Source organism: Pseudomonas viridiflava, assembly GCF_001642795.1.
GTDB classification, from domain to species: Bacteria; Pseudomonadota; Gammaproteobacteria; order Pseudomonadales; family Pseudomonadaceae; genus Aquipseudomonas; species Aquipseudomonas viridiflava.
Window position 1 is genome coordinate 104,063 of sequence record NZ_LKEH01000031.1, and the last position, 19,101, is coordinate 123,163.

Genomic DNA, 19,101 nt, shown 5'->3' on the forward strand with positions numbered 1-19,101 from the left:
TTTGATGCTTCTGACCACGGCTCTCGCGGTGCCTTTCAAAGGCGGGTGAGGGTCGTGAACCTGTCCCTCCGAGCAGTAGATGTTCTTGCCCATGCAGCCAATTCCCGTCGATGCCACTCGAATACTGATCCCCGATGCAGGGCAGGTGTGTGCCTGGCTGACGGAAAATGCCGGCCTCAAGCCTCAGGATCTGGAGCGCGCCCAGCGTTTGCAGCAGGAGTCCGAAGGCACTGAGCTGCTGGGATTGCTGACACGCCTCGGGCTGGTGTCCGAGTTCGAGCTTGCACGGGCTTGGGCCGCACTGTTGAACGCGCCATTATTAATGGCCGAAGCACTGCCGCCGATGCTGGACCCGTTGCCCCCGCTGACCGAGCGGTTCATGCGCCAGTATCAGGTGGTGCCGGTCGGCTGGGGCGAGGACGGGGTGCAAGTGCTGAGCGCCAACCCCAGCGTGTTGTATCCGTTTGAAGCGATTGCCTACGCCTGTGAGGTGGCGGTGCAGGTTTCAGTTGGTCCACGCAACGAAGTGGAAACCCTGATCGAGCGTTATTACGGCCAGGGCCGCTCGGCGATGGGCACGCTGATCGAGAACCTCGACGACGAAGGCGGCTCGCTGGAGGACATCGAGCACCTCAAGGACCTGGCGTCCGAAGCGCCGGTCATTCGCCTGGTCAACCTGATTCTGCAACGCGCCGTCGAGCAGCGTGCGTCTGACATTCATATCGAGCCGTTCGAAAGCCAGCTCAAGGTGCGTTACCGCATCGATGGCGTGCTTCACGAGGCCGAAGCGCCGCCGTCCAGTTCGTCTGCGGCAGTGATTTCCCGCGTGAAGATCATGGCCCGGCTCGACATCGCCGAGCGCCGCCTGCCGCAGGACGGGCGGATCATGCTGCGTATTCAAGGCAAGGAACTGGACCTGCGGGTCTCGACCGTGCCGACCAGTTTTGGCGAATCCGTGGTCATGCGTCTGCTGGATCGTCAGACCATCGATTTCGATTTCCCCAGCCTGGGTTTCGACGGCGAGCGCCTCGACCACTTTCTCGATGTGCTCGAACGGCCTCACGGTATTCTGCTGGTTACCGGCCCCACCGGCTCCGGCAAGACCACCACGCTCTACACCGCGCTGTCACGGCTCAATACCTCCGAGCGCAAGATCATCACCGTTGAAGATCCGGTGGAATACCAGCTTGAAGGCATCAATCAGATTCAGGTCAAACCGGCCATCGGTCTGGACTTTGCCGGAGCGCTGCGCTCCATCGTGCGTCAGGACCCGGACGTGATCATGATTGGTGAGATGCGCGACCTTGAAACCTGCCGCATCGCCATTCAGTCGTCGCTGACCGGTCACCTGGTGCTTTCCACCCTGCACACCAACAGTGCGGCGGCGAGTATCACCCGTCTGCTGGACATGGGCGTCGAAAGCTACCTGATTGCTTCAACCGTCAACGGCATTCTGGCGCAGCGGCTGGTCCGTCGCCTTGACCCGGAAACCCGCGAAGCCTTCGAAGCGCCGCCTGAGCTGATTGCCGAGCATGGCCTCGAACGGTTCACCGACGAACGCCCGATCCGCCTGTACCGGCCGCGATCCGATGCGCCGGGCGGCGGATATCGTGGCCGCAGTGCGATCACCGAACTGCTGGTCATGAATGAAGAGCTGCGCAGCCTGCTCATGCGCCATGCCGATGCGTCCACGCTGGAGGAGGCGGCCCGTCGCGGTGGTTTGCGCACGCTGCATGAAGAAGGCCTGCGTCAGGCGGTGGCCGGGGTCACCTCGCTGGAAGAAGTGCTGCGCGTCACACGGGGTGAAGGCTCATGAGTCTGTTCAAGTACCGCGCGCTGGATGCGCAGGGCGCGCCGCAGAACGGCACCTTGGAAGCCAGGGATCAGAATGCTGCAGTCGCTGCCCTGCAAAAGCGCGGCCTGATGGTCTTGCAGGTCGACAGTGCAGGTCTCGGCGGACTGCGTCGTGCGCTGGGCAGCGGCATGCTCAACGGTGCAGCGCTGGTCAGCTTCACCCAGCAACTGGCGACCTTGCTCGGCGCAGGGCAACCACTGGAACGCTCGCTTGGCATTCTGCTCAAGCAGCCCGGCCAGCCCCAGACCCGTGCGTTGATCGAGCGTATTCGCGAGCAGGTCAAGGCCGGCAAGCCATTGTCCGTGGCGCTGGAAGAAGAGGGCAGCCAGTTCTCACCGCTTTATATCAGCATGGTTCGCGCAGGCGAGGCCGGTGGCGCGTTGGAAAGCACCTTGCGTCAATTGAGCGATTATCTGGAGCGCAGTCAGTTGCTGCGCGGCGAAGTGATCAATGCACTGATCTATCCGGCGTTTCTGGTGGTCGGCGTGCTCGGTTCGCTGGCCTTGCTGCTGGCGTACGTGGTGCCGCAGTTCGTGCCTATTTTCAAGGATCTCGGGGTGCCCATCCCGTTGATTACCGAAGTGATCCTGAACCTCGGACAATTTCTCGGCAGTTACGGGCTGGCGGTGTTCGCCGGTCTGATCGTGCTGATCTGGGGACTGGTGATCAGCATGCGTGATCCGCAGCGCCGCGAACGTCATGATCGCCGGGTGCTGGGCATCCGGGTCATCGGCCCGCTGCTGCAACGTATCGAGGCCGCACGGCTGACCCGCACGCTGGGCACGTTGTTGAGCAATGGCGTCGCCCTGTTGCAGGCGCTGGTGATTGCCCGTCAGGTCTGCACCAACCGCGCATTGCAGGCGCAGGTGGAGCAGGCCGCCGAGTCGGTAAAAGGAGGCGGCACGCTGGCGGCCGCGTTTGGTGCGCAACCGTTGCTGCCCGATCTGGCCCTGCAAATGATCGAAGTCGGCGAACAGGCCGGCGAACTGGACAGCATGCTGCTCAAAGTGGCCGACGTGTTCGACGTCGAAGCCAAGCGCGGCATCGACCGCATGCTCGCCGCACTGGTCCCGGCGCTCACGGTTGTCATGGCAGGCATGGTAGCTGTGATCATGCTGGCAATCATGCTGCCGCTGATGAGCCTGACCAGCAATATCTGAATTCATGAACGAGGAAACCATCCCGATGAACCTTAGCCGTACACGCTTTACCCCTGCACGCCGACAAAGCGGCTTCACCTTGCTGGAAATGCTCGCGGTCATCGTGCTGCTGGGCATCGTGGCGACCATCGTTGTGCGCCAGGTGGGCGGCAACGTCGACAAGGGCAAATACGGCGCAGGCAAGGCGCAGCTGGCGAGCCTGGGCATGAAGATCGAAAGCTATGCGCTGGACGTCGGTTCTCCGCCCAAGACCTTGCAACAGTTGACCGACAAGCCTGGCAATGCCGCAGGCTGGAATGGTCCGTACGCCAAGCCTTCGGACCTGAAAGACCCGTTCGGCCACGCATTTGGTTATCGCTTCCCCGGTCAGCATGGCAGCTTCGACCTGATCTTCTACGGACAGGACGGCCAACCCGGCGGCGAAGGTTACAGCGCCGACCTGGGCAACTGGGAGTAAATGCCGGTATGAAATCGCCTGTTGCAAGCCGTGGTTTTACCCTGATGGAAATGCTGGTGGTGCTCGTGTTGATGAGCATCGCTGTCGGCCTCGTGGGTTTCGGTCTGCAGCAGGGGTTGAGCACTGCCAGTGAGCGTCGTGCGGTCGGTGACATGGTCGAGGCGTTGCGGGCCACGCGGGTTCGGGCCATTGTGACCGGTCAACCGGCACGCACCGAATTCGACCTGCGTCACCTGACCTTCAAGGCACCGGGCAAGCGTGAACAGCACTGGCCCGCGCATTTGCAGGTGACGATGCAGACGGCGTCCGATCTCGGGTCGGCAGTGGAGTTTTACCCGGATGGCGGTTCCAGCGGCGGCAACCTTATGGTCGCTGACGGCGATCGCCGTTGGCGCATCGACATCGGCTGGCTCACCGGCAGTGTCCAGGTGCGTCCCCTTTAATGAAAGCGTCGCAGTCCGGGTTCACTCTGCTGGAGATGCTTGCCGCGCTGACCGTGATGGCGGTGTGCAGTGGCGTGCTGCTGGTGGCTTTCGGGCAGAGCGCACGCTCCCTGCAGCAGGTGTCGCACAGCGATCGTCTTAGCCACGCGGCGCGTACGGTGTTCGATCAGGAAAGCGGCGGTCCGCTTGAAAACGGAACGCGCAAGGGGCGGGTGGCGGGTATCGACTGGAATCTGGAAATCCGTCAGGTCTCGGGCGGTAACGACCAGGCCAGGCTGTTTCGTCTGGACCTGACATTGCTGGAGCATCAGCGGCGCGTGCAGTTCAGTACGTTGCGGCTGCGCGGCGCCGTGACCGGTGCCGGGTCTTGAAGGGCGCTCAGCGAGGTTTCACCCTGCTGGAAGTCCTGTTGGTGATCAGTCTTCTGGGTGTGTTGCTGGTGTTGGTGGCCGGTGCCTTGCTGGGGGCCAATCGCGCGGTGCTCAAGGCTGAGCGCTATACGGTGGGACTGGATGAGATGCGCGCGGCACAGGCGTTTCTGCGCTCGTCCATCAGCCAGGCACTGCCGCTGGACACCTCCGCCGAAGATGACGCCAAGAGCGGTTTTTTCGAGGGCACGGCTCAGGATCTCAGGTTCGTGGCCACGCTGCCGGGCGAGTTGGGCGGAGGCATCCAGTTGCATACCCTCGGGCTCAAAGGGCCTGAGGGTGATCGTGATCTGCAGGTGGCGTTCTCCCGGATCAAAACCTCGGCCAATGGCATCACGCTTGAGCCCTGGGGCGAGCCGCAGGTGTTATTACACAACGTGCAGTCGTTGAATTTCAGTTACCGTGGCCTGACGCCGAAAGGCAAGCCCACTGGATGGCTGAACGAATGGCCATGGCCGACGCGCCTGCCGGGTGCAGTGCGCATCGATGCGCAGGTCAAGGGCTCGATTCCCTGGGTCAGCGAAGTGGTCGCCCTGCGTCTGGACCTTTCGGGTGGGGCGGGCGGCCAGTGAAGGATTTTCACACGCGCCAGCAGGGCGTGGCGCTACTGGTGGTGCTGTGGGTTCTGGCGGTGTTGAGCCTGCTGCTGGGCGGACTGGCCGGCTGGGTGCAACTGGAAAGCCGTCAGGCGCTCTGGTTGCGGCAGAACACCCACGCGCTGCTCGCAGCGGAAGGCGGTTTGAACATGGCGGTGCAGGGTTTGCTGGACCCTGCACAGCGCAAACGCTGGGTGGCCGATGGACGGCCAGTGGCGTTGCGCATGGACGACACGCAGTTGCTGGTCAGCATTCGCAGCGAGCGTGGCAAGCTGGATCTCAACAGCGCGCCAGCGGCCGACATCGCCCGCTTGCTGCAGGCCTGCGGCGCGAACCGTAATCTGGCCAGCAGTATTGCCCAGACTGTAGAGGCGCAACGGGACGACGGTCAGGCGCCACTGCGTGTGGTTGAAGAAATACGACAGTTGCCGGGCATGACGCAGGCGCTGTACACCCGGCTGTTGCCGGAGGTGACGTTATGGAGCGGGCTGGACCGGCCCGACCCCGCTTTTGCCTCGGCGCTGCTGCGCCGGGCGCTGAACTTGCCGAACCAGAGCGCGGTGGGAGCCGATGCCGGTGAGGTACTGGCCATCGACAGCCGCGCAGAACGACCGGGCGGCGTAGTCGCCCTGTTACAGACCATTGTGTTATTAAGCCCATCGGAGGGAGGCGCACAGCCCTATCGGGTATTGCGTTGGCAAGAATGAATGCATCCGTTTCAGCACGTCTGGCACCGGTGATCGCGCTACGCGACCGGGTCGTCCAGCAATGGCGTGGCAGTCTGGGGCAACAGGCCTGGCAATGGTGGAGCGCAGAACTGCGCGCCTGCCTGCCGCCGCGTGTCCGTCGATGGCTGGTTCGCGAAACCGTCGAACAGATGTATGTCTGGCCGCTGGTCGAACCGGTTGCCGCAACCGGCGCCAATGCACAGAAGATCCTGTTGTTGCCCTCGTCCCTGGTGTTGGTGCAGAGCCTGCAACTGCCGGTCGCAGCGGCGCGCAATCTGTCGACAGTGGTCGGCTACGAGCTGGACCGCTTTACGCCCTTCGATGCCGGGCAGTTGTATTTTGTTGCCCGTCAGGAAAGTCGCAATGCCGGCTTCATTCAGGTCCGTCTGGTGGCCGTGCTGCGCAAGCGCCTGGATGCCATTCTGGAAGAATGCGCCGCGCTCGGCCTGCGCCCCGACACTGTGGATGTCGGCACGCCGGATGAACGCCTGGGTGTTGACCTGTTGCCAGCACCGCTGCGTCCGCAGCAATCGCATTCAGGCCATCGCCTGCAACGCTGGCTGCTGTGGATCTGCGCCGGGCTTTTGCTGGGCACCATGCTGCTGTGGCTCAACGACCGTCAGCAATTGCTGGAAGAGATGCAGGCCGAGGTCAAGGCGCAGAAAGCCCAGGTCAGCGAGGTCCAGCAATTGCGTCAGCAACTGACCAACACCCGAGGCGCTGCCAATTACCTGCTGCGACGCAAGGCTGCCCAACCGCCCCTGTCGGCGCTGCTCAGCGAACTGACTGCCTGTCTGCCGTCCGATACCTGGATCGACCATCTGGAAATCAGCGACAGCGCCGAGGTGGCCTTTGCCGGTCAGAGCGCCAAGGCCAGCGCGCTGATCGCCCGCGTCAAGGATTGCCGCAGCCTGGACAACGCCCAGTTTCAGGGTGTGATCCAGCCGGACAGCAAGACTGGCAAGGACCAGTACTCGTTGCGTGCTCATCTGCATCAGAGCCCGCCGCAGGATCAGTCCGAGCAGTCCGATCAATCAGATTCGCAGGAGAGCGCCGATGCGTCGTCCGCTCAATAGCCGTGAGCGGCGGGGTGCGGCGCTGATCATTCTGGCGCTGGTCCTTTATCTGGCCTACTGGCTGCTGATCGACAGCTGGTTCGCCGGCCCTCTGCGTGACATCAGCGAACAGACCGAACAACTGCGCGAACAGCAGCAACGCTATGCCGGGTTGCTGAAACAGGGTGACAGCTTGCGCGAGCAACTGGAGCAGGCCCGCAGTGACCCGGCCAGCAGCACCAGTCTGCTGCCGGGCGATGATCCGAGCGCAGTCGCCGCTGATCTGATGCAGCGTGTCGCCGACCTGATCAGCGATCAGGCCGATACCGGGGGTGGTTGCGCGTTGACCCAGCGCATGCCGATCACACCGGAGCAGGACAGCTCCGAGCCTTATCGGCAGGTCAAGGTCAGCCTGACACTGGACTGCGCCATCGAGCCGCTGACGGCCATTCTGCATGCACTGGAATACCAGCGTCCGTTCCTGTTCGTCGATGAAATGAGCCTGCGTCGCGACACCGATGCTCCGGCCACAGGCGGTGCCGGCAAGCTGGTGGTGCACCTGCTGGTACGCGGCTACCTGCAACCGGCTTCTGCCGGGGAGGCCGAACAATGATTCGTTCATTGCGTCCTCTGGAGTTGACCCTGTTCGGCATCACCGCGTTGCTGGCCGCGCTGGCAGCCCTGATTATCAGTGGCGCCGCGCATTCGCCTGGCTGGCTGCCCGAGCAGGCGCCGCGCAACCCGGTTGACCGTGCGGCTCAGACCCACAGCGCGCCCACTGCGACGCTGGACAGTCTGGCCAATACCTGGGAAACCCCGCTGTTCAGCACCGACCGCAGCCCTGACAAGGCAGTGGGCAAGAGCGATGTGCAGGTCGCCAGCCTTTCCGGCCTGACGCTGACCGGTGTCGTTCTCGACGGTACGTTGCGCGTGGCGCTGCTCAAGCAGGCCAGCGGTCCGGCACTCAAAGTGAAGCAGGGTGACAAGCTGGGCAACGGCTGGACCCTGGAACAGCTCGATCCGATGCAGGCCACCTTCAGTCTCGACGGCCGCACGCAGACCTTGCGCCTTCCTGCGCCGCGTCTGCCGCCGCCGTCGACGACACCCCCGATTTCCCTTACCAACGATTCCACCCTGTGATGGGTACCTTTTCTGGAGTTTCCGCCATCGCTACCTTGCGCACCCCCTTGCTTTGTCTCGCCACCGCTGTCGCCCTTGGCGGCTGCGCGTCCCGGCAGGACACCCTCGACCCCGACAATGGCATGCTGCAGGAAGCGCTCCAGGGAACCGGTTCACAACGTCCGCCAGTGGATCCGCGCAGCGAACAGCTGCCGGTGCAGGCACAGCCTCAGTCGCCAACGGCCTCGCCGCAACGCCAGATCATTCAGGGCAACCAGCGATTCATTCGCCAGCCTGCCGCGGCTCCCGCAGCGAAAGCCGGGGAGACGGGCGACATCGTCTTCAACTTCACCAACCAGCCGATTCAGGCGGTGATCAACAGCATCATGGGTGACCTGCTGCACGAGAACTACAGCATCGCCCAGGGTGTGAAGGGCGAGGTGAGCTTCTCGACGTCCAAGCCGGTCAACAAGCAGCAGGCATTGTCGATTCTCGAAACCCTGCTGTCCTGGACCGACAACGCCATGATCAAGCAGGGCAACCGCTACGTGATCCTGCCGTCCAACCAGGCCGTTGCAGGCAAACTGGTGCCGGAAATGCGCGTCGCTCAGCCGTCGGCCGGCATGTCGGCGCGGCTGTTCCCGTTGCGCTACATCTCCGCCAACGAAATGCAGAAACTGCTCAAGCCGTTTGCCCGGGAAAATGCCTTCCTGCTGGTTGATCCGGCGCGCAATGTGTTGAGCATGGCGGGTACACCGGAAGAGCTGGCCAACTATCAGGACACCATCGATACCTTCGACGTGGACTGGCTAAAGGGCATGTCGGTGGGCGTGTTCGGCCTGCAGCGCGCCTCGGTCGGCGAGCTGATGCCCGAGCTGCAGAAAATGTTCGGCCCCGACAGCGGCATGCCGCTGGCAGGCATGGTGCGTTTTCTGCCCATCGAGCGGACCAACTCGGTGGTTGCGATCTCCTCGCAGCCTGAGTACCTGCGCGAAGTCGGCGAGTGGATTCACACGATAGACGAAGGCGGCGGCAACGAGCCGCAGATGTACGTCTATGACGTGCGCAACATGAAGGCCACCGATCTGGCCAAATACCTGCGGCAGATCTACGGCACCGGCGCGATCAAGGAAGATTCGGCCGCCAAGGTCGCTCCCGGCCTGCGCACGACCAGTCTGTCGTCGCTCAACGGCACCGGCAGCAATGGCATGAGCAGTTCCAATGGCATGGGCAGCGGCGGCATCAGCAGCGGCGGTGGCATGGGCAACGGCATGAACGGCATGAGCAACAGTGGTGGTGGTTTCGGCAACAGCCAGGGCATGAATAGTCAGAACGGTACCAACGGCGAATCCGGTGAAGAGCAGGATGGCGCAGAATCCGATGCGGCCGGTGAAGAGGCGGGCGGTTCGGCTGGTAATGGCAAATCCCTGGACGCCAGCACCCGCATCACCGCGCAGAAGAGCAGCAACCAGTTGCTGGTCCGCACGCGTCCTGCGCAGTGGAAGGAAATCGAGTCGGCGATCAAGCGCCTCGACAACCCGCCGCTGCAGGTGCAGATCGAGACACGGATTCTCGAAGTCAAACTGACCGGCGAGCTGGACATGGGCGTGCAATGGTACCTGGGCCGTCTGGCCGGGAACGCCGGGACTCCGGGCAACGTCACCAACACCGCGGGCAGTCAAAGCGCGCTGGGTGCAGGCGGCGCAGCGTTGGCAGCCAGCGACTCATTCTTCTATTCGTTCGTCAGCAACAACCTGCAGGTTGCCTTGCGTGCCCTGGAAAGCAACGGCCGCACTCAGGTGCTGTCGGCACCCTCGCTGGTGGTGATGAACAACCAGCAGGCGCAGATCCAGGTCGGCGATAACATTCCGATCAGCCAGACTACGGTCAACACCAATGCGTCCGCTACCACCTTGAGCAGCGTCGAGTACGTGCAGACCGGTGTCATCCTTGATGTGGTACCGCGTATCAATCCGGGTGGTCTGGTTTACATGGATATCCAACAGCAGGTCAGCGATGCCGACACAGGCACCACCGACCTGAACGGCAACCCACGCATCTCCACGCGCTCGGTGGCGACGCAGGTGGCGGCGCAAAGTGGCCAGACCGTGCTGCTGGGCGGCTTGATCAAACAGGACAATGCCGAGACGACTAACCGTGTGCCGTTTCTGGGTCGTATTCCGGGTCTGAAATGGCTGTTCGGCAACAGCCTCAAATCCAGGGACCGCACCGAGCTGATCGTGCTGATCACTCCACGTGTAATCACCAGCAGCAGCCAGGCGCGTCAGGTTACCGATGACTACCGCCAGCAGATGCAATTGCTCAAGCCCGGAACCCCGCGAGCCAGCCTGCAGGACTGAGGCTGTGGTAGTTTCTGATCCATCGTCCACCGAAGACGCTGCCTGCGGGCAGCGTGCAACCAGAGGTCATTAACTGATGCTGAAGTTTTTCGCCGCTTTGCTGTTTGTCTGTTCTGGACTGGTTCAGGCGCAAGACACGTTACACACCGACCTGCCGCTGGATTACCTGGCCCAGGCCACCACCGATACACCTGACAAACCGCTGGTGATTTTCATCCACGGCTACGGCAGTAACGCAGCGGACCTGTTCAGCCTCAAGGATCGCCTGCCTGCCGATTACAATTACCTGTCGGTTCAAGCCCCGGTCGAGCTGCAATCCGACAGCTACAAGTGGTTTACCCGCAAGCCTGGCTCTGCCGAGTACGACGGCGTGACCGAAGAGCTTAAAAGCAGTACCGAGCGCCTCACGGCATTCATTCGCCAGGCGACAGCCACGTACAAGACTCAACCGGATAAGGTCTTTCTGATCGGTTTCAGTCAGGGCGCGATGATGAGTTACGAAGTTGCTCTGCGTCAGCCAGCGCTGGTGGGCGGCTTTGCGGCGTTGAGCGGGCGCTTGTTGCCGGTGGTGAAATCGGAAGTCAAACCCAGTGACGCACTCAAGCGTCTGAAGGTCTTCATCGGTCACGGCGAGGAGGATCCTCAAGTGTCCTACGCGAGTGGTCCTGATGCGGATTCTGCCTTGAAAGCGCTCGGCCTGAAGCCGGAGTTCCATGGCTATAAAGGGGTAGGGCACAGCCTGAGTGGCGCCGAAGTTGCCAACCTCGCCGAGTGGCTCGAAAGGTCGGCCCGCTGACAGGCTGTCTCATTGACGTAGTGCTGCCGCTCAGCAAACACCGGACTGTGGGAGGCGGCTTNGCCGGCGATGCAGTCGACGCGGTATGTCAGGAAAATCGCGTCATTGTTCATCGCCGGCAAGCCGCCTCCCACAAAAAACGTGTTCATTCAGCAGATCACGTGTTGTTTGATAAGAGGCGGCTTCCGGAAGCAAAACTTCTTGACGCGCTGCAGGGATGCAACCAGTACCCACTGATCAGTTGACNCTTCACATCCTTGAACTTGAGCACGTTTTCCTTGCTTTCTCGATCACGGAAGGTGAGCTTGAGCGCGGGAGACAGTTTGAGTCGGCCCTTGGCTGCCTCGAAGGTCAGCGTCACGCGGGTCGGAACATTACGAATCAGCTGGAATGAATCCCAGCGATCGAATTTTGTATCACCGACACGCATCTGAATCATGTTCAGCGCGCCGCCCGTTTCGTCGAACAGGCTGACCGGGTTCAGGAAGCGAAAGTCACGGTCCGGACTCTTGTTCAGCAACTCCAGCGTACAAGTCGGCGCCTGACCGTTCTGATCACACTCCAGCAGTTCCAGCGTCAGGTTGTCGACGGTCTCGGCACGCTTGCCGAACACATTGGCGTTGTCGTTTTCAACGAACAGCTTCTGACTGCGGGCAAACTCTACCGAGGGCTTGGCGTACTCGCCGCCCAGCTTGAAGAACACCCCGCAAAGGATCAACGCCAACAACAGCCATACGCCCAGCTTCAGGAAGCCGGGCAGTTTTCTGGCCATGATCGCGATGCCCAGTCCGCCGCACAGCGTCATGCTGGCGACAACGGTGATCAAGGTCTGCCAGTTGATAGAGTCGACGTTCAGGCCCAGAACACTCGGGTCTGGAAAGAGGTAGGTAAAGATGCTCCACAGGACACCGATCATGCTGCCGATACCTAAGGATATCCTGGCAAAAATCGCTGAAATCTTGCGCGCGGCGGGTGAGGGAGCGGGTACGGGTGGTGCTGCGTCCATTGCTGTTTTGCCTTGTTCGAGTGTCGAGAAATGCGTGCCGATGACAGATCAACTGCATGGCAGATAAAAGGCCTGTTCATGAGGCGCTTGTACAGTCCGTGTTCAATCGCGCTGCTGGAAGTGCGAACTTTTTGATGCGGGAAAGAAACAGAAGGGCGATCGGACCATACCGTCGCGGCGCGATTATCCGGTAATTCTCGTGCAAAGTGCAGCGTTGCGTCGCGCAATCAACGAGATAGATCTGCTTCAGGCAGAAGGGCGTGGCTGGAAGAGACGCGGACAGACTGTTCTGTCCGCGAAAAAACTACGGCTGAACTCAGCCCTGGCTGACCCGTGCGGCTCGCGCGCCGGATGAATCCTTCAGGAATGCCAGCAATGCGATCAGCGGCAGCGCTGTGCCAGCGATCATCACCCAGGTCCATCCGCCATGATCGAACAGCGGGCTGGCAACGGCCGAGCCGATGGCGCCGCCGATGAAGATGCTGGTCATGTACAAGGCGTTGAGTCGGCTGCGACTGGCGGAGTCCAGTGCGTAGACGGTGCGCTGGCCCAGCACCATGCTGGTCTGCACGCAGTAATCCAGCACCACGCCGGTTACTGCCAGGCCGATGACGCTGTATACCGGGTGAATCAACCCCGGCAGGAAGCTGAGCGCGCCGAGCAGCAAAGCGCCCAGCGAAACGATCCGGGTGTGACCCGCGTCAGCCAGTCGGCCACTGATGGGCGCGGCAATGGCGCCGATGGCACCGATCAGCGCGAAAATGGCGATCTGGGTTTGCGACAGCCCGTGATTGCGCGACAGCTCAAGCGGCACGGCCGTCCAGAACAGGCTGAATGTCGCGAACATGCAGGCCTGATAGAACGCGCGCTGGCGCAGCACCGGCTGGGTGCGCAACAGGGTCCACAGCGAAAACAGCAACTGGCCGTACGTGGCTCGGTGGTCAGGGACGCGTTTGGGCATGGTGGTCGCGAGAACGACGCTGATGCCGATCATCACCACAGCCGCCGAGCCGAACACTGCCCGCCAGCCGAAGTGATCGGCGACCAGACTCGAGATGGGCCTTGCCAGCAGAATCCCCAACAGCAGCCCACCCATGATCCCGCCGACCACACGGCCCCGCGATTCCTCAGGCGCCAGATGCGCCGCCAGTGGGATCAGCATCTGCACCGACACCGAACTGAAGCCCACCAGCAGCGAGACCAGCAGAAACAGATTCGGCTGCTCGGCAAAGGCCGCGCCCAGCAGACTCAGCGTCGCGACTGCTGTGGTCAGCAGCATCAGCTTGCGGTTTTCCAGCAAGTCACCCAGCGGCACCAGAAAGAACAGACCCAGCGCGTAACCAATCTGCGTCAGCGACACGATCAGACTCGCCGCCGTACTGGACAGGCCAATGTCCGGCGCGATCAGTTCGATGATCGGCTGGGCGTAGTAGATATTGGCGACGATAGCGCCGCAGCAGAACGCAAACAGCATCACCAGACCACCGGTCATGGTCACGCTGCCGTGGGAGGTTTGGGTCGAGTGGGGCATCACGGATCTCGCTCGTGCAATCGGGCTTCACGCACGCTTTACCGTGCGCGGGCCGTTCAGGATGGAATGCTGAGCAGGCTAATGGTTTTGACCGCAATTAAGTAGGCATGCCGAGGTGATACAAGATATTTCTGTGAGTGATGATTGGAGGCTGCTCTCGCGCCGCCTGCCATCCAAAGCTTTATTTGCGATCATCTCCCATCGGCCTGATCCCATAACAGACCAGATACAGCGCAGGCAGAAAGAACAGCGTCAGCAAGGTCGCAACTGCAATGCCGCCGATCATGGCGATGGCCATCGNGTCCCCAGAACACTTCGCGAGCAATGGGGATCATGCCCAGGCTGGCGGCGGCCGCCGTCAGCAGGATCGGGCGGCAGCGGTGTTCGGTGGCCTTGATGACGGACGCCCAGGGGCTTTCGCCAGCGGCCATGAATTCGTCGATCTGGGTCACCAGAATCACCGAGTTGCGGATGATGATGCCGATCAGCGCGAGCACGCCGAGAATCGCCACGAAGCCGAGTGGGTAGCCGGAAATCAGCAGCGCAGCGACAACGCCGATCAGCCCCAGCGGCACCACACTGACCACCAGCAGCAGTTTTTTCACGCTGTGCAACTGGATCATCAGAAAGCTCACGACCATCAGCAGCATCAGCGGCACGACCTTGAGAATCGGTCCCTGTGAACGGGCGCTGGCCTCGACTGCACCGCCTGTGGCCACCGAATAGCGTACGGGTAGACTTGCGCTGAACGCATCGACGTCCGGTTTGAGCTGTTTGACCAATGCCGCTGGTTGCAGCTTGCCGAGCACGCTGGCTTTCAGGGTGATGGTGGGCAGGCGGTCGCGGCGCCATACCAGCGGTTGCTCCTGTTCGTAGCTGAGGGTGGCGAATGACAGCAGCGGTACGGTCGAGCCGTTCGGCGTCGGGATCTGCAGGCTGCCGAGGGTCTGGATCGAGCTGCGCTCATCACTTTCAGCGCGTCCCACCAGATCAATCAGGTAAGTGCTATCGCGCAGCTGGGTGATGGTCGTGCCGCTGACCAGGCTGTTGAGAATCTGCGCCACGTCCTCGGAGGACAGGCCGAACTGGCGCACTTTGTCTTGCGCGATGTCGATTTTCAGGACCTTGCCCGGTTCGTTCCAGTCGTAGATCACCTGGCCGATGTTGGGGTTGGTGTCGAGCAGCGCGGCCAGCGCCATGGCTTGGCTGCGGACCTGTTCGATGTCCGGTCCGCTGACCCGGTATTGAATCGGCCAGCCCACGGGCGGCCCCATGTTCAGCGGCTGCACGTAACCACCGACGCCCACATAGTCATCACGAAAGCGCTGGCGCAGACGCTCGATCAGCCGGTCGCGGGCTTCGCCACCGTGGCTGACGATGACCATCTGGCCGTAGAACGGGTTGCTCAGTTGCTGGTCCAGCGGCAAATAAAAACGCACGGCGCCCTTGCCGACGTAGGAGCTCCAGCGCAGTACGTCCGGGTCGTCTTTGAGGGTGGACTCGAAGCGGTCCATGGTCTGGCGAGTGCCTTCGATCGAACCGTTCTGCGGCATGTAGAAGTCGACCAGGATTTCCGGGCGGTCCGAGTCCGGGAAGAACTGGTTCTGCAGCAGCTTGCCGGCGAACAGCGAGCCGATAAAGATCAGCGTGGTGATGCCGATCACCCACCAGCGGTGTTCCAGCGCCCTGACCAGCGACCGACTGAACCCCCGCATCCAGCGTCCCGGTGCCGCATGCACGGCAGAAACCTTGAGCAGGTGTACGCCGATCAGTGGCGCGAACAGCACCGCCACCAGCCACGACAGCAGCAGCGCCACCGCGATCACGGCGAACATGGTGAACACGTATTCGCCCGCCGAGCTATGGTTTAGACCGATCGGTACAAAACCCGCAACCGTGACCAGCGTACCGGTCAGCATGGGAAAGGCGGTCGAGGTATAGGCGAAGGTGGCGGCCTGTTCCCGGCTGTCGCCGTGCTCCAGGCGGGTCACCATCATCTCCACTGTGATCATCGCGTCATCCACCAGCAGTCCCAGGGCAATGATCAGGGCACCGAGGGAAATGCGCTGCATGGTGATGCCGCTGTATTCCATGAAGACGAAGACCAGCGCCAGCACCAGCGGGATCGAGCAGGCGACTACAAGCCCGGCGCGGACGCCCAGGCTGATGAAACTGACCACCAGTACGATCAGGATCGCTTCGAACAGGGCGCGGGTGAAGCCGCCGATGGCTTTTTCGACCACGTCGGCCTGGCTCGACACCAGATGCACATCAATGCCCAGCGGCAATTCGGTGGTCAGTTCCTCGATGCGCTGCTGCAACTGCGTGCCGAACGCCTGAATGTTTCCGCCCTGTTTCATGGCCACCGCGAGACCGATGGCAGGCTGACCGTTGAAGCGGAACAGGGAAGAGGGCGGGTCGGCGTAGCGCCGCTCGACCGTGGCCAGATCGCTGAGGCGGAAGAAGCGGTCGCCGAAGCGCAGGTTGACCGCCAGAAGGTCTTCCTCGCTGGTGAACTGGCCGCTGGCCCGGACGGCAATGCGCTCGGGGCCTGCTTCCATGACGCCCGCCGGTGTGACCGAGTTCTGGGCCTGCAAGCTTTGCAGCACCTGACGCTGGTCGATCCCCAGAGCAGCCAGCTTGCGAATGGAGAAATTCAGGTAGATGACTTCGCGCTGCGCACCCAGCAGTTCGATCTTGCCCAGATTGGGTACGCTGCGGATATCGGCCCGTACCTGCTCGACGTAATCTCGCAACTGGCGAAACGACAGGCCATCGGTCGTGAAGGCATAGATGCTGCCGAACACATCACCGAACTCGTCATTGAACGCCGGACCCTGAATACCGGCGGGCAGTTCGCCGCGAACGTCGCTGATCTTCTTGCGCACCTGATACCAGGCCTCGGGAATGTCGGCGCTGCGGGTTTCGCTCTTGAGAAACACAAACAGGGTGGACTCACCGGCCAGCGTGTAGCTTTTCACGTAGTCCAGCGCGTCGATTTCCTCGAGCTTCTTCTCCAGGCGATCCGTCACCTGCAGCAGCGTGTCGTTCAGGGTCGCGCCAGGCCAGCGCGCCTGAATCACCATGGTCTTGATTGCGAAAGACGGGTCTTCCTCGCGACCCAGATTCAGGAACGACCAACTGCCCATCAGCAGCGAAACGAACATCATGTACCAGACCAGCGTGCGATGTTTGAGGCCCCAGGCCGACAGATTGAAGCGCTCCCTCACAAACCGACCTCTCATTGCACGCGAATTTTCTGTCCGGGCTGCATCGTGTTGACGCCCGCCGTGACGACCTTGTCGCCGACGTGCAACTCACCGTCGACCTGAACCGTTGAGCCATTGCGCGCCAATACCTGAATCTCCCGCGGACTCAGGGTCGATGTCAGCGGATCGATCACCCACACCTGCGCCTTGCCGCCGCGTTGCACGACAGCACTGCCAGGCAGTTGATGGGACGCTGGCGCCGCGCCGCTGATCTCGACACTGATGGTCGAGCCGAGCCGAAACAGATCCGGCGTGTCGTTCAGGGCCAGCCGCACCCGCTGAGTGCGTGTGGTGGGATCGATTTGCGGGGACAGTTGACGAATCCTCGCCCTGACCGAAATCTGCTCGTTCAAGGGTGACAACACCCGGATCTGTGCAGAGTCGGCCAGTGAGGCAACCAGACCGACCGGAAGATCGACCATCGCTTCGCGGCTTTCCGGACGCGCCAGGCTGACCACGGGCTCCCCGGCAGCCATCACCTGACCGACTTCGGCACGCCAGTCGGTCACCAGTCCGTCGAATTCCGCCAGCAGGCGCGTGTAAGACAGGTGATCGCGGGCTTGCTGCAACGCGATATCGGCGCGCTGCTGCAAGGCTTCCTGATTGCGCAGGTCGCTGCTCAGTTGATCCAGACGCGCCCGTGAGCCGACGCCGCGCTCGAACAATTGCTGATAGCGCAATTGTTCGTCACGAACCTGTTGCCACGAGGACTGGGCTTTGCTGAGTTCCGCCTGTCGGGCGTGCAGCTGATTCTGCTGCTCGCTGGGCTCAAGCGTGGCCAGCAGATCGCCCTTGCGCACAGCTTTGCCGACCTCGGCCTGACGGGTGGCGATGCGCCCTGCGACGCGGAACCCCAGCGGCACTTCGTACTGCGGTTGAATGCTGCCTGCGAAGCGGCCATGCAGGGCCTTGTGGGGCTCGACAATCTCAGTGAACAGCACCGGCCGCTCGACCACTTCGCGAACCGGCTTGTCGCGGCAGCCGGGCAGGGCGATCAGCACTGCGCAGGCCAGCCAGCTGCAGGTCAGGACTCGAGGCTGGCGGGAGTTGATATTCATCGCTGTCGTTCCGAGGCTGTGATCTCTGCGGTAGCGATTGCGAGTCCGGTCTGTGTGGCCACTTCGACCTTCTGCCCGGCGTAGAGAAACTGCAGACCCTGAGAGACAACCCGGTCGCCTTCGGACAGCCCTTCTGCGACGAGTACCTGACCCTGGTCATAACGCAATACCCTGACTCGTTGCAGTGAGACGTGGGACTTGTCATCCACCCGCCAGACTGCGGGTTGCCCTTGGGTGCGTGTCAGCGCCGACCACGGCAGGACGAAGGCGCGTTGCGCGCGATTGTCGAGGCGGGCGCTCACCACTGACCCGAGGCCCGGAGCGTCGGAAGTCTCTGGCAGAGCGACCCGCACGCGTAACGTGCCGCTGGCGGCGGAAACGATAGGGGTGATTTCGCGAATCCTGCCGATCAGTTCAAGACCGGGCTGGCCTACCGGGCTGATCGTGACCCGGTCGCCGATCCGGTCGGTGCCGAGCAGCGACTCATAGGCGGCGAACACCGCTTCGCGTTCGCCATCGTGCGCCAGGCTGAACACCGGCGCGGCGGCCTGCACCACCTGACCTTCCTCGGCTTGTCGAGACGTGATCACGCCGTTGGCGACGGCAACCAACTCGGTATAACCGACATGCTCACGGGCAGTAGCCTGCTGCGCCTTGAACGACACCAGATCACCACGAGCGCTTTCCAGACTGGAACGCGCCTGCTGATATTCGCTGAGATTGGTGTAGCCCTTGGGTAGCAAACGCTGCTGGCGCTGATAATTCTGCTCGGCAAGACGCAGACGGGATTCTCTCACTGCCACGTCGGCACTGGCCGATTCGAGACCCGTGCGCTGCTCGCGCGGGTCCAGTCTGGCCAGCACCTGGTTGACGTGGACTCTGTCACCTACGTCCACGAACCGTTTCACCAGCTTGCCCGACACTCGAAAGGACTGGTCAGTGATCTTGCGTGCCTGGATATCGCCACTGAGCACCACATGGGTGGCGATCTCCTGCGACTGAACCGTCTGGACCGTAACGCGGACCGGCGCTTTTTCCGGGGCTTTGCCGGCAGAGCAGGCACCCAGTGAAAGTGTCAGTGCGAAGGTGCAGCTCAGGGTCAGCCAGCGCTGAAAAGGGGGAATGTGTGCCGGTCGGCGTTTTTCACACGCATGGCCGAGCCGACGCACATCCTTTGCACAGAAAAACATCATCAATGAGTCGCCACTGCCCGGAAAAAGAAACGTTCATCCATGAACCA

17 protein-coding genes and 1 pseudogene are annotated in these 19,101 nt (G+C 62.1%); 13 read left to right on the forward strand and 5 right to left on the reverse strand.

Features of this window, described 5'->3' with window-relative positions:
• Positions 1-91: 91 nt before the first annotated feature.
• The 12 genes from gspE to AO065_RS18690 all read left to right on the forward strand — a co-directional run bounded on the left by gspE (position 92) and on the right by AO065_RS18690 (position 10,997).
• Complete coding sequence (gspE, locus tag AO065_RS18635; RefSeq protein ID WP_004885185.1) at positions 92-1,816, forward strand: type II secretion system ATPase GspE; 1,725 nt, start codon at positions 92-94, stop codon at positions 1,814-1,816.
• Entirely contained in the window at positions 1,813-3,015 is a 1,203-nt protein-coding gene (gene gspF / locus AO065_RS18640; protein WP_004885186.1) for a type II secretion system inner membrane protein GspF, read from the forward strand. The genes gspE and gspF overlap by 4 nt, the downstream gene beginning before the upstream one ends.
• A 25-nt stretch (positions 3,016-3,040) precedes the next feature.
• The gene (gene gspG, locus AO065_RS18645) at positions 3,041-3,472 is read left to right on the forward strand and encodes a type II secretion system major pseudopilin GspG (RefSeq protein ID WP_004885187.1); all 432 of its coding nucleotides are present in this window, start codon (positions 3,041-3,043) and stop codon (positions 3,470-3,472) included.
• Between the two features lie 8 nt (positions 3,473-3,480).
• Positions 3,481-3,915 (forward strand): prepilin-type N-terminal cleavage/methylation domain-containing protein, encoded by a 435-nt coding sequence (locus AO065_RS18650; RefSeq protein WP_004885188.1) that lies wholly within the window; start codon positions 3,481-3,483, stop codon positions 3,913-3,915.
• On the forward strand, positions 3,915-4,286 hold the full coding sequence (locus tag AO065_RS18655; protein ID WP_004885189.1) for a type II secretion system protein: 372 nt from the start codon (positions 3,915-3,917) through the stop codon (positions 4,284-4,286). The genes AO065_RS18650 and AO065_RS18655 overlap by 1 nt, the downstream gene beginning before the upstream one ends.
• Entirely contained in the window at positions 4,283-4,915 is a 633-nt protein-coding gene (locus AO065_RS18660; protein WP_004885190.1) for a prepilin-type N-terminal cleavage/methylation domain-containing protein, read from the forward strand. Before AO065_RS18655 ends, AO065_RS18660 begins: the two co-directional genes overlap by 4 nt.
• Entirely contained in the window at positions 4,912-5,646 is a 735-nt protein-coding gene (locus AO065_RS18665; RefSeq protein ID WP_004885191.1) for a type II secretion system protein GspK, read from the forward strand. Before AO065_RS18660 ends, AO065_RS18665 begins: the two co-directional genes overlap by 4 nt.
• Complete coding sequence (locus AO065_RS18670) at positions 5,643-6,743, forward strand: type II secretion system protein GspL (protein ID WP_004885192.1); 1,101 nt, start codon at positions 5,643-5,645, stop codon at positions 6,741-6,743. Before AO065_RS18665 ends, AO065_RS18670 begins: the two co-directional genes overlap by 4 nt.
• Positions 6,724-7,335, forward strand: a complete 612-nt coding sequence (gene gspM, locus AO065_RS18675; protein WP_004885193.1) for a type II secretion system protein GspM — start codon at positions 6,724-6,726, stop codon at positions 7,333-7,335. Before AO065_RS18670 ends, gspM begins: the two co-directional genes overlap by 20 nt.
• Positions 7,332-7,862, forward strand: coding sequence for a hypothetical protein (locus tag AO065_RS18680; protein ID WP_004885194.1), 531 nt, complete (start codon positions 7,332-7,334; stop codon positions 7,860-7,862). Before gspM ends, AO065_RS18680 begins: the two co-directional genes overlap by 4 nt.
• Positions 7,862-10,201, forward strand: a complete 2,340-nt coding sequence (gene gspD, locus AO065_RS18685) for a type II secretion system secretin GspD (protein ID WP_032651835.1) — start codon at positions 7,862-7,864, stop codon at positions 10,199-10,201. Before AO065_RS18680 ends, gspD begins: the two co-directional genes overlap by 1 nt.
• Positions 10,202-10,277: 76 nt before the next feature.
• Entirely contained in the window at positions 10,278-10,997 is a 720-nt protein-coding gene (locus AO065_RS18690) for an alpha/beta hydrolase (protein ID WP_004885196.1), read from the forward strand.
• Positions 10,998-11,244: 247 nt separating this feature from the next.
• On the opposite strand, the pseudogene AO065_RS18695 reads toward AO065_RS18690, so the two are convergent.
• A pseudogene (locus AO065_RS18695) lies at positions 11,245-11,913 on the reverse strand (hypothetical protein); the annotation flags it as partial.
• Here AO065_RS18695 and AO065_RS27480 point away from each other — a divergent pair.
• Positions 11,912-12,070, forward strand: a complete 159-nt coding sequence (locus tag AO065_RS27480; RefSeq protein ID WP_163018627.1) for a hypothetical protein — start codon at positions 11,912-11,914, stop codon at positions 12,068-12,070. The pseudogene AO065_RS18695 and the gene AO065_RS27480 overlap by 2 nt on opposite strands.
• Positions 12,071-12,319: 249 nt before the next feature.
• Here AO065_RS27480 and AO065_RS18700 read toward each other — a convergent pair whose 3' ends face one another.
• The 4 genes from AO065_RS18700 to AO065_RS18715 all read right to left on the reverse strand — a co-directional run bounded on the left by AO065_RS18700 (position 12,320) and on the right by AO065_RS18715 (position 19,054).
• On the reverse strand, positions 12,320-13,534 hold the full coding sequence (locus AO065_RS18700; protein WP_004885198.1) for an MFS transporter: 1,215 nt from the start codon (positions 13,532-13,534) through the stop codon (positions 12,320-12,322).
• A 191-nt stretch (positions 13,535-13,725) separates the two neighbouring features.
• Positions 13,726-16,764, reverse strand: a complete 3,039-nt coding sequence (locus tag AO065_RS18705; protein WP_420803556.1) for an efflux RND transporter permease subunit — start codon at positions 16,762-16,764, stop codon at positions 13,726-13,728.
• An 11-nt stretch (positions 16,765-16,775) separates the two neighbouring features.
• On the reverse strand, positions 16,776-17,861 hold the full coding sequence (locus AO065_RS18710) for an efflux RND transporter periplasmic adaptor subunit (RefSeq protein WP_004885200.1): 1,086 nt from the start codon (positions 17,859-17,861) through the stop codon (positions 16,776-16,778).
• A complete protein-coding gene (locus tag AO065_RS18715; RefSeq protein ID WP_004885201.1) occupies positions 17,858-19,054 on the reverse strand; it encodes an efflux RND transporter periplasmic adaptor subunit in 1,197 nt (398 codons plus the stop codon). The genes AO065_RS18710 and AO065_RS18715 overlap by 4 nt, the downstream gene beginning before the upstream one ends.
• Positions 19,055-19,101 lie beyond the last annotated feature (47 nt).

Bases quoted from the DNA above. Each gene is read 5' to 3' on its own strand.
- gspE (WP_004885185.1), top strand. From the start codon at position 92: ATGCAGCCAATTCCCGTCGATGCCACTCGAATACTGATCCCCGATGCA.
- gspF (WP_004885186.1), top strand. From the start codon at position 1,813: ATGAGTCTGTTCAAGTACCGCGCGCTGGATGCGCAGGGCGCGCCGCAG.
- gspG (WP_004885187.1), top strand. From the start codon at position 3,041: ATGAACCTTAGCCGTACACGCTTTACCCCTGCACGCCGACAAAGCGGC.
- AO065_RS18650 (WP_004885188.1), top strand. From the start codon at position 3,481: ATGAAATCGCCTGTTGCAAGCCGTGGTTTTACCCTGATGGAAATGCTG.
- AO065_RS18655 (WP_004885189.1), top strand. From the start codon at position 3,915: ATGAAAGCGTCGCAGTCCGGGTTCACTCTGCTGGAGATGCTTGCCGCG.
- AO065_RS18670 (WP_004885192.1), top strand. From the start codon at position 5,643: ATGAATGCATCCGTTTCAGCACGTCTGGCACCGGTGATCGCGCTACGC.
- gspM (WP_004885193.1), top strand. From the start codon at position 6,724: ATGCGTCGTCCGCTCAATAGCCGTGAGCGGCGGGGTGCGGCGCTGATC.
- AO065_RS18680 (WP_004885194.1), top strand. From the start codon at position 7,332: ATGATTCGTTCATTGCGTCCTCTGGAGTTGACCCTGTTCGGCATCACC.
- gspD (WP_032651835.1), top strand. From the start codon at position 7,862: ATGGGTACCTTTTCTGGAGTTTCCGCCATCGCTACCTTGCGCACCCCC.
- AO065_RS18690 (WP_004885196.1), top strand. From the start codon at position 10,278: ATGCTGAAGTTTTTCGCCGCTTTGCTGTTTGTCTGTTCTGGACTGGTT.
- AO065_RS27480 (WP_163018627.1), top strand. From the start codon at position 11,912: ATGCTGCCGATACCTAAGGATATCCTGGCAAAAATCGCTGAAATCTTG.
- AO065_RS18700 (WP_004885198.1), bottom strand. From the start codon at position 13,534: ATGCCCCACTCGACCCAAACCTCCCACGGCAGCGTGACCATGACCGGT.
- AO065_RS18710 (WP_004885200.1), bottom strand. From the start codon at position 17,861: ATGAATATCAACTCCCGCCAGCCTCGAGTCCTGACCTGCAGCTGGCTG.
- AO065_RS18715 (WP_004885201.1), bottom strand. From the start codon at position 19,054: ATGATGTTTTTCTGTGCAAAGGATGTGCGTCGGCTCGGCCATGCGTGT.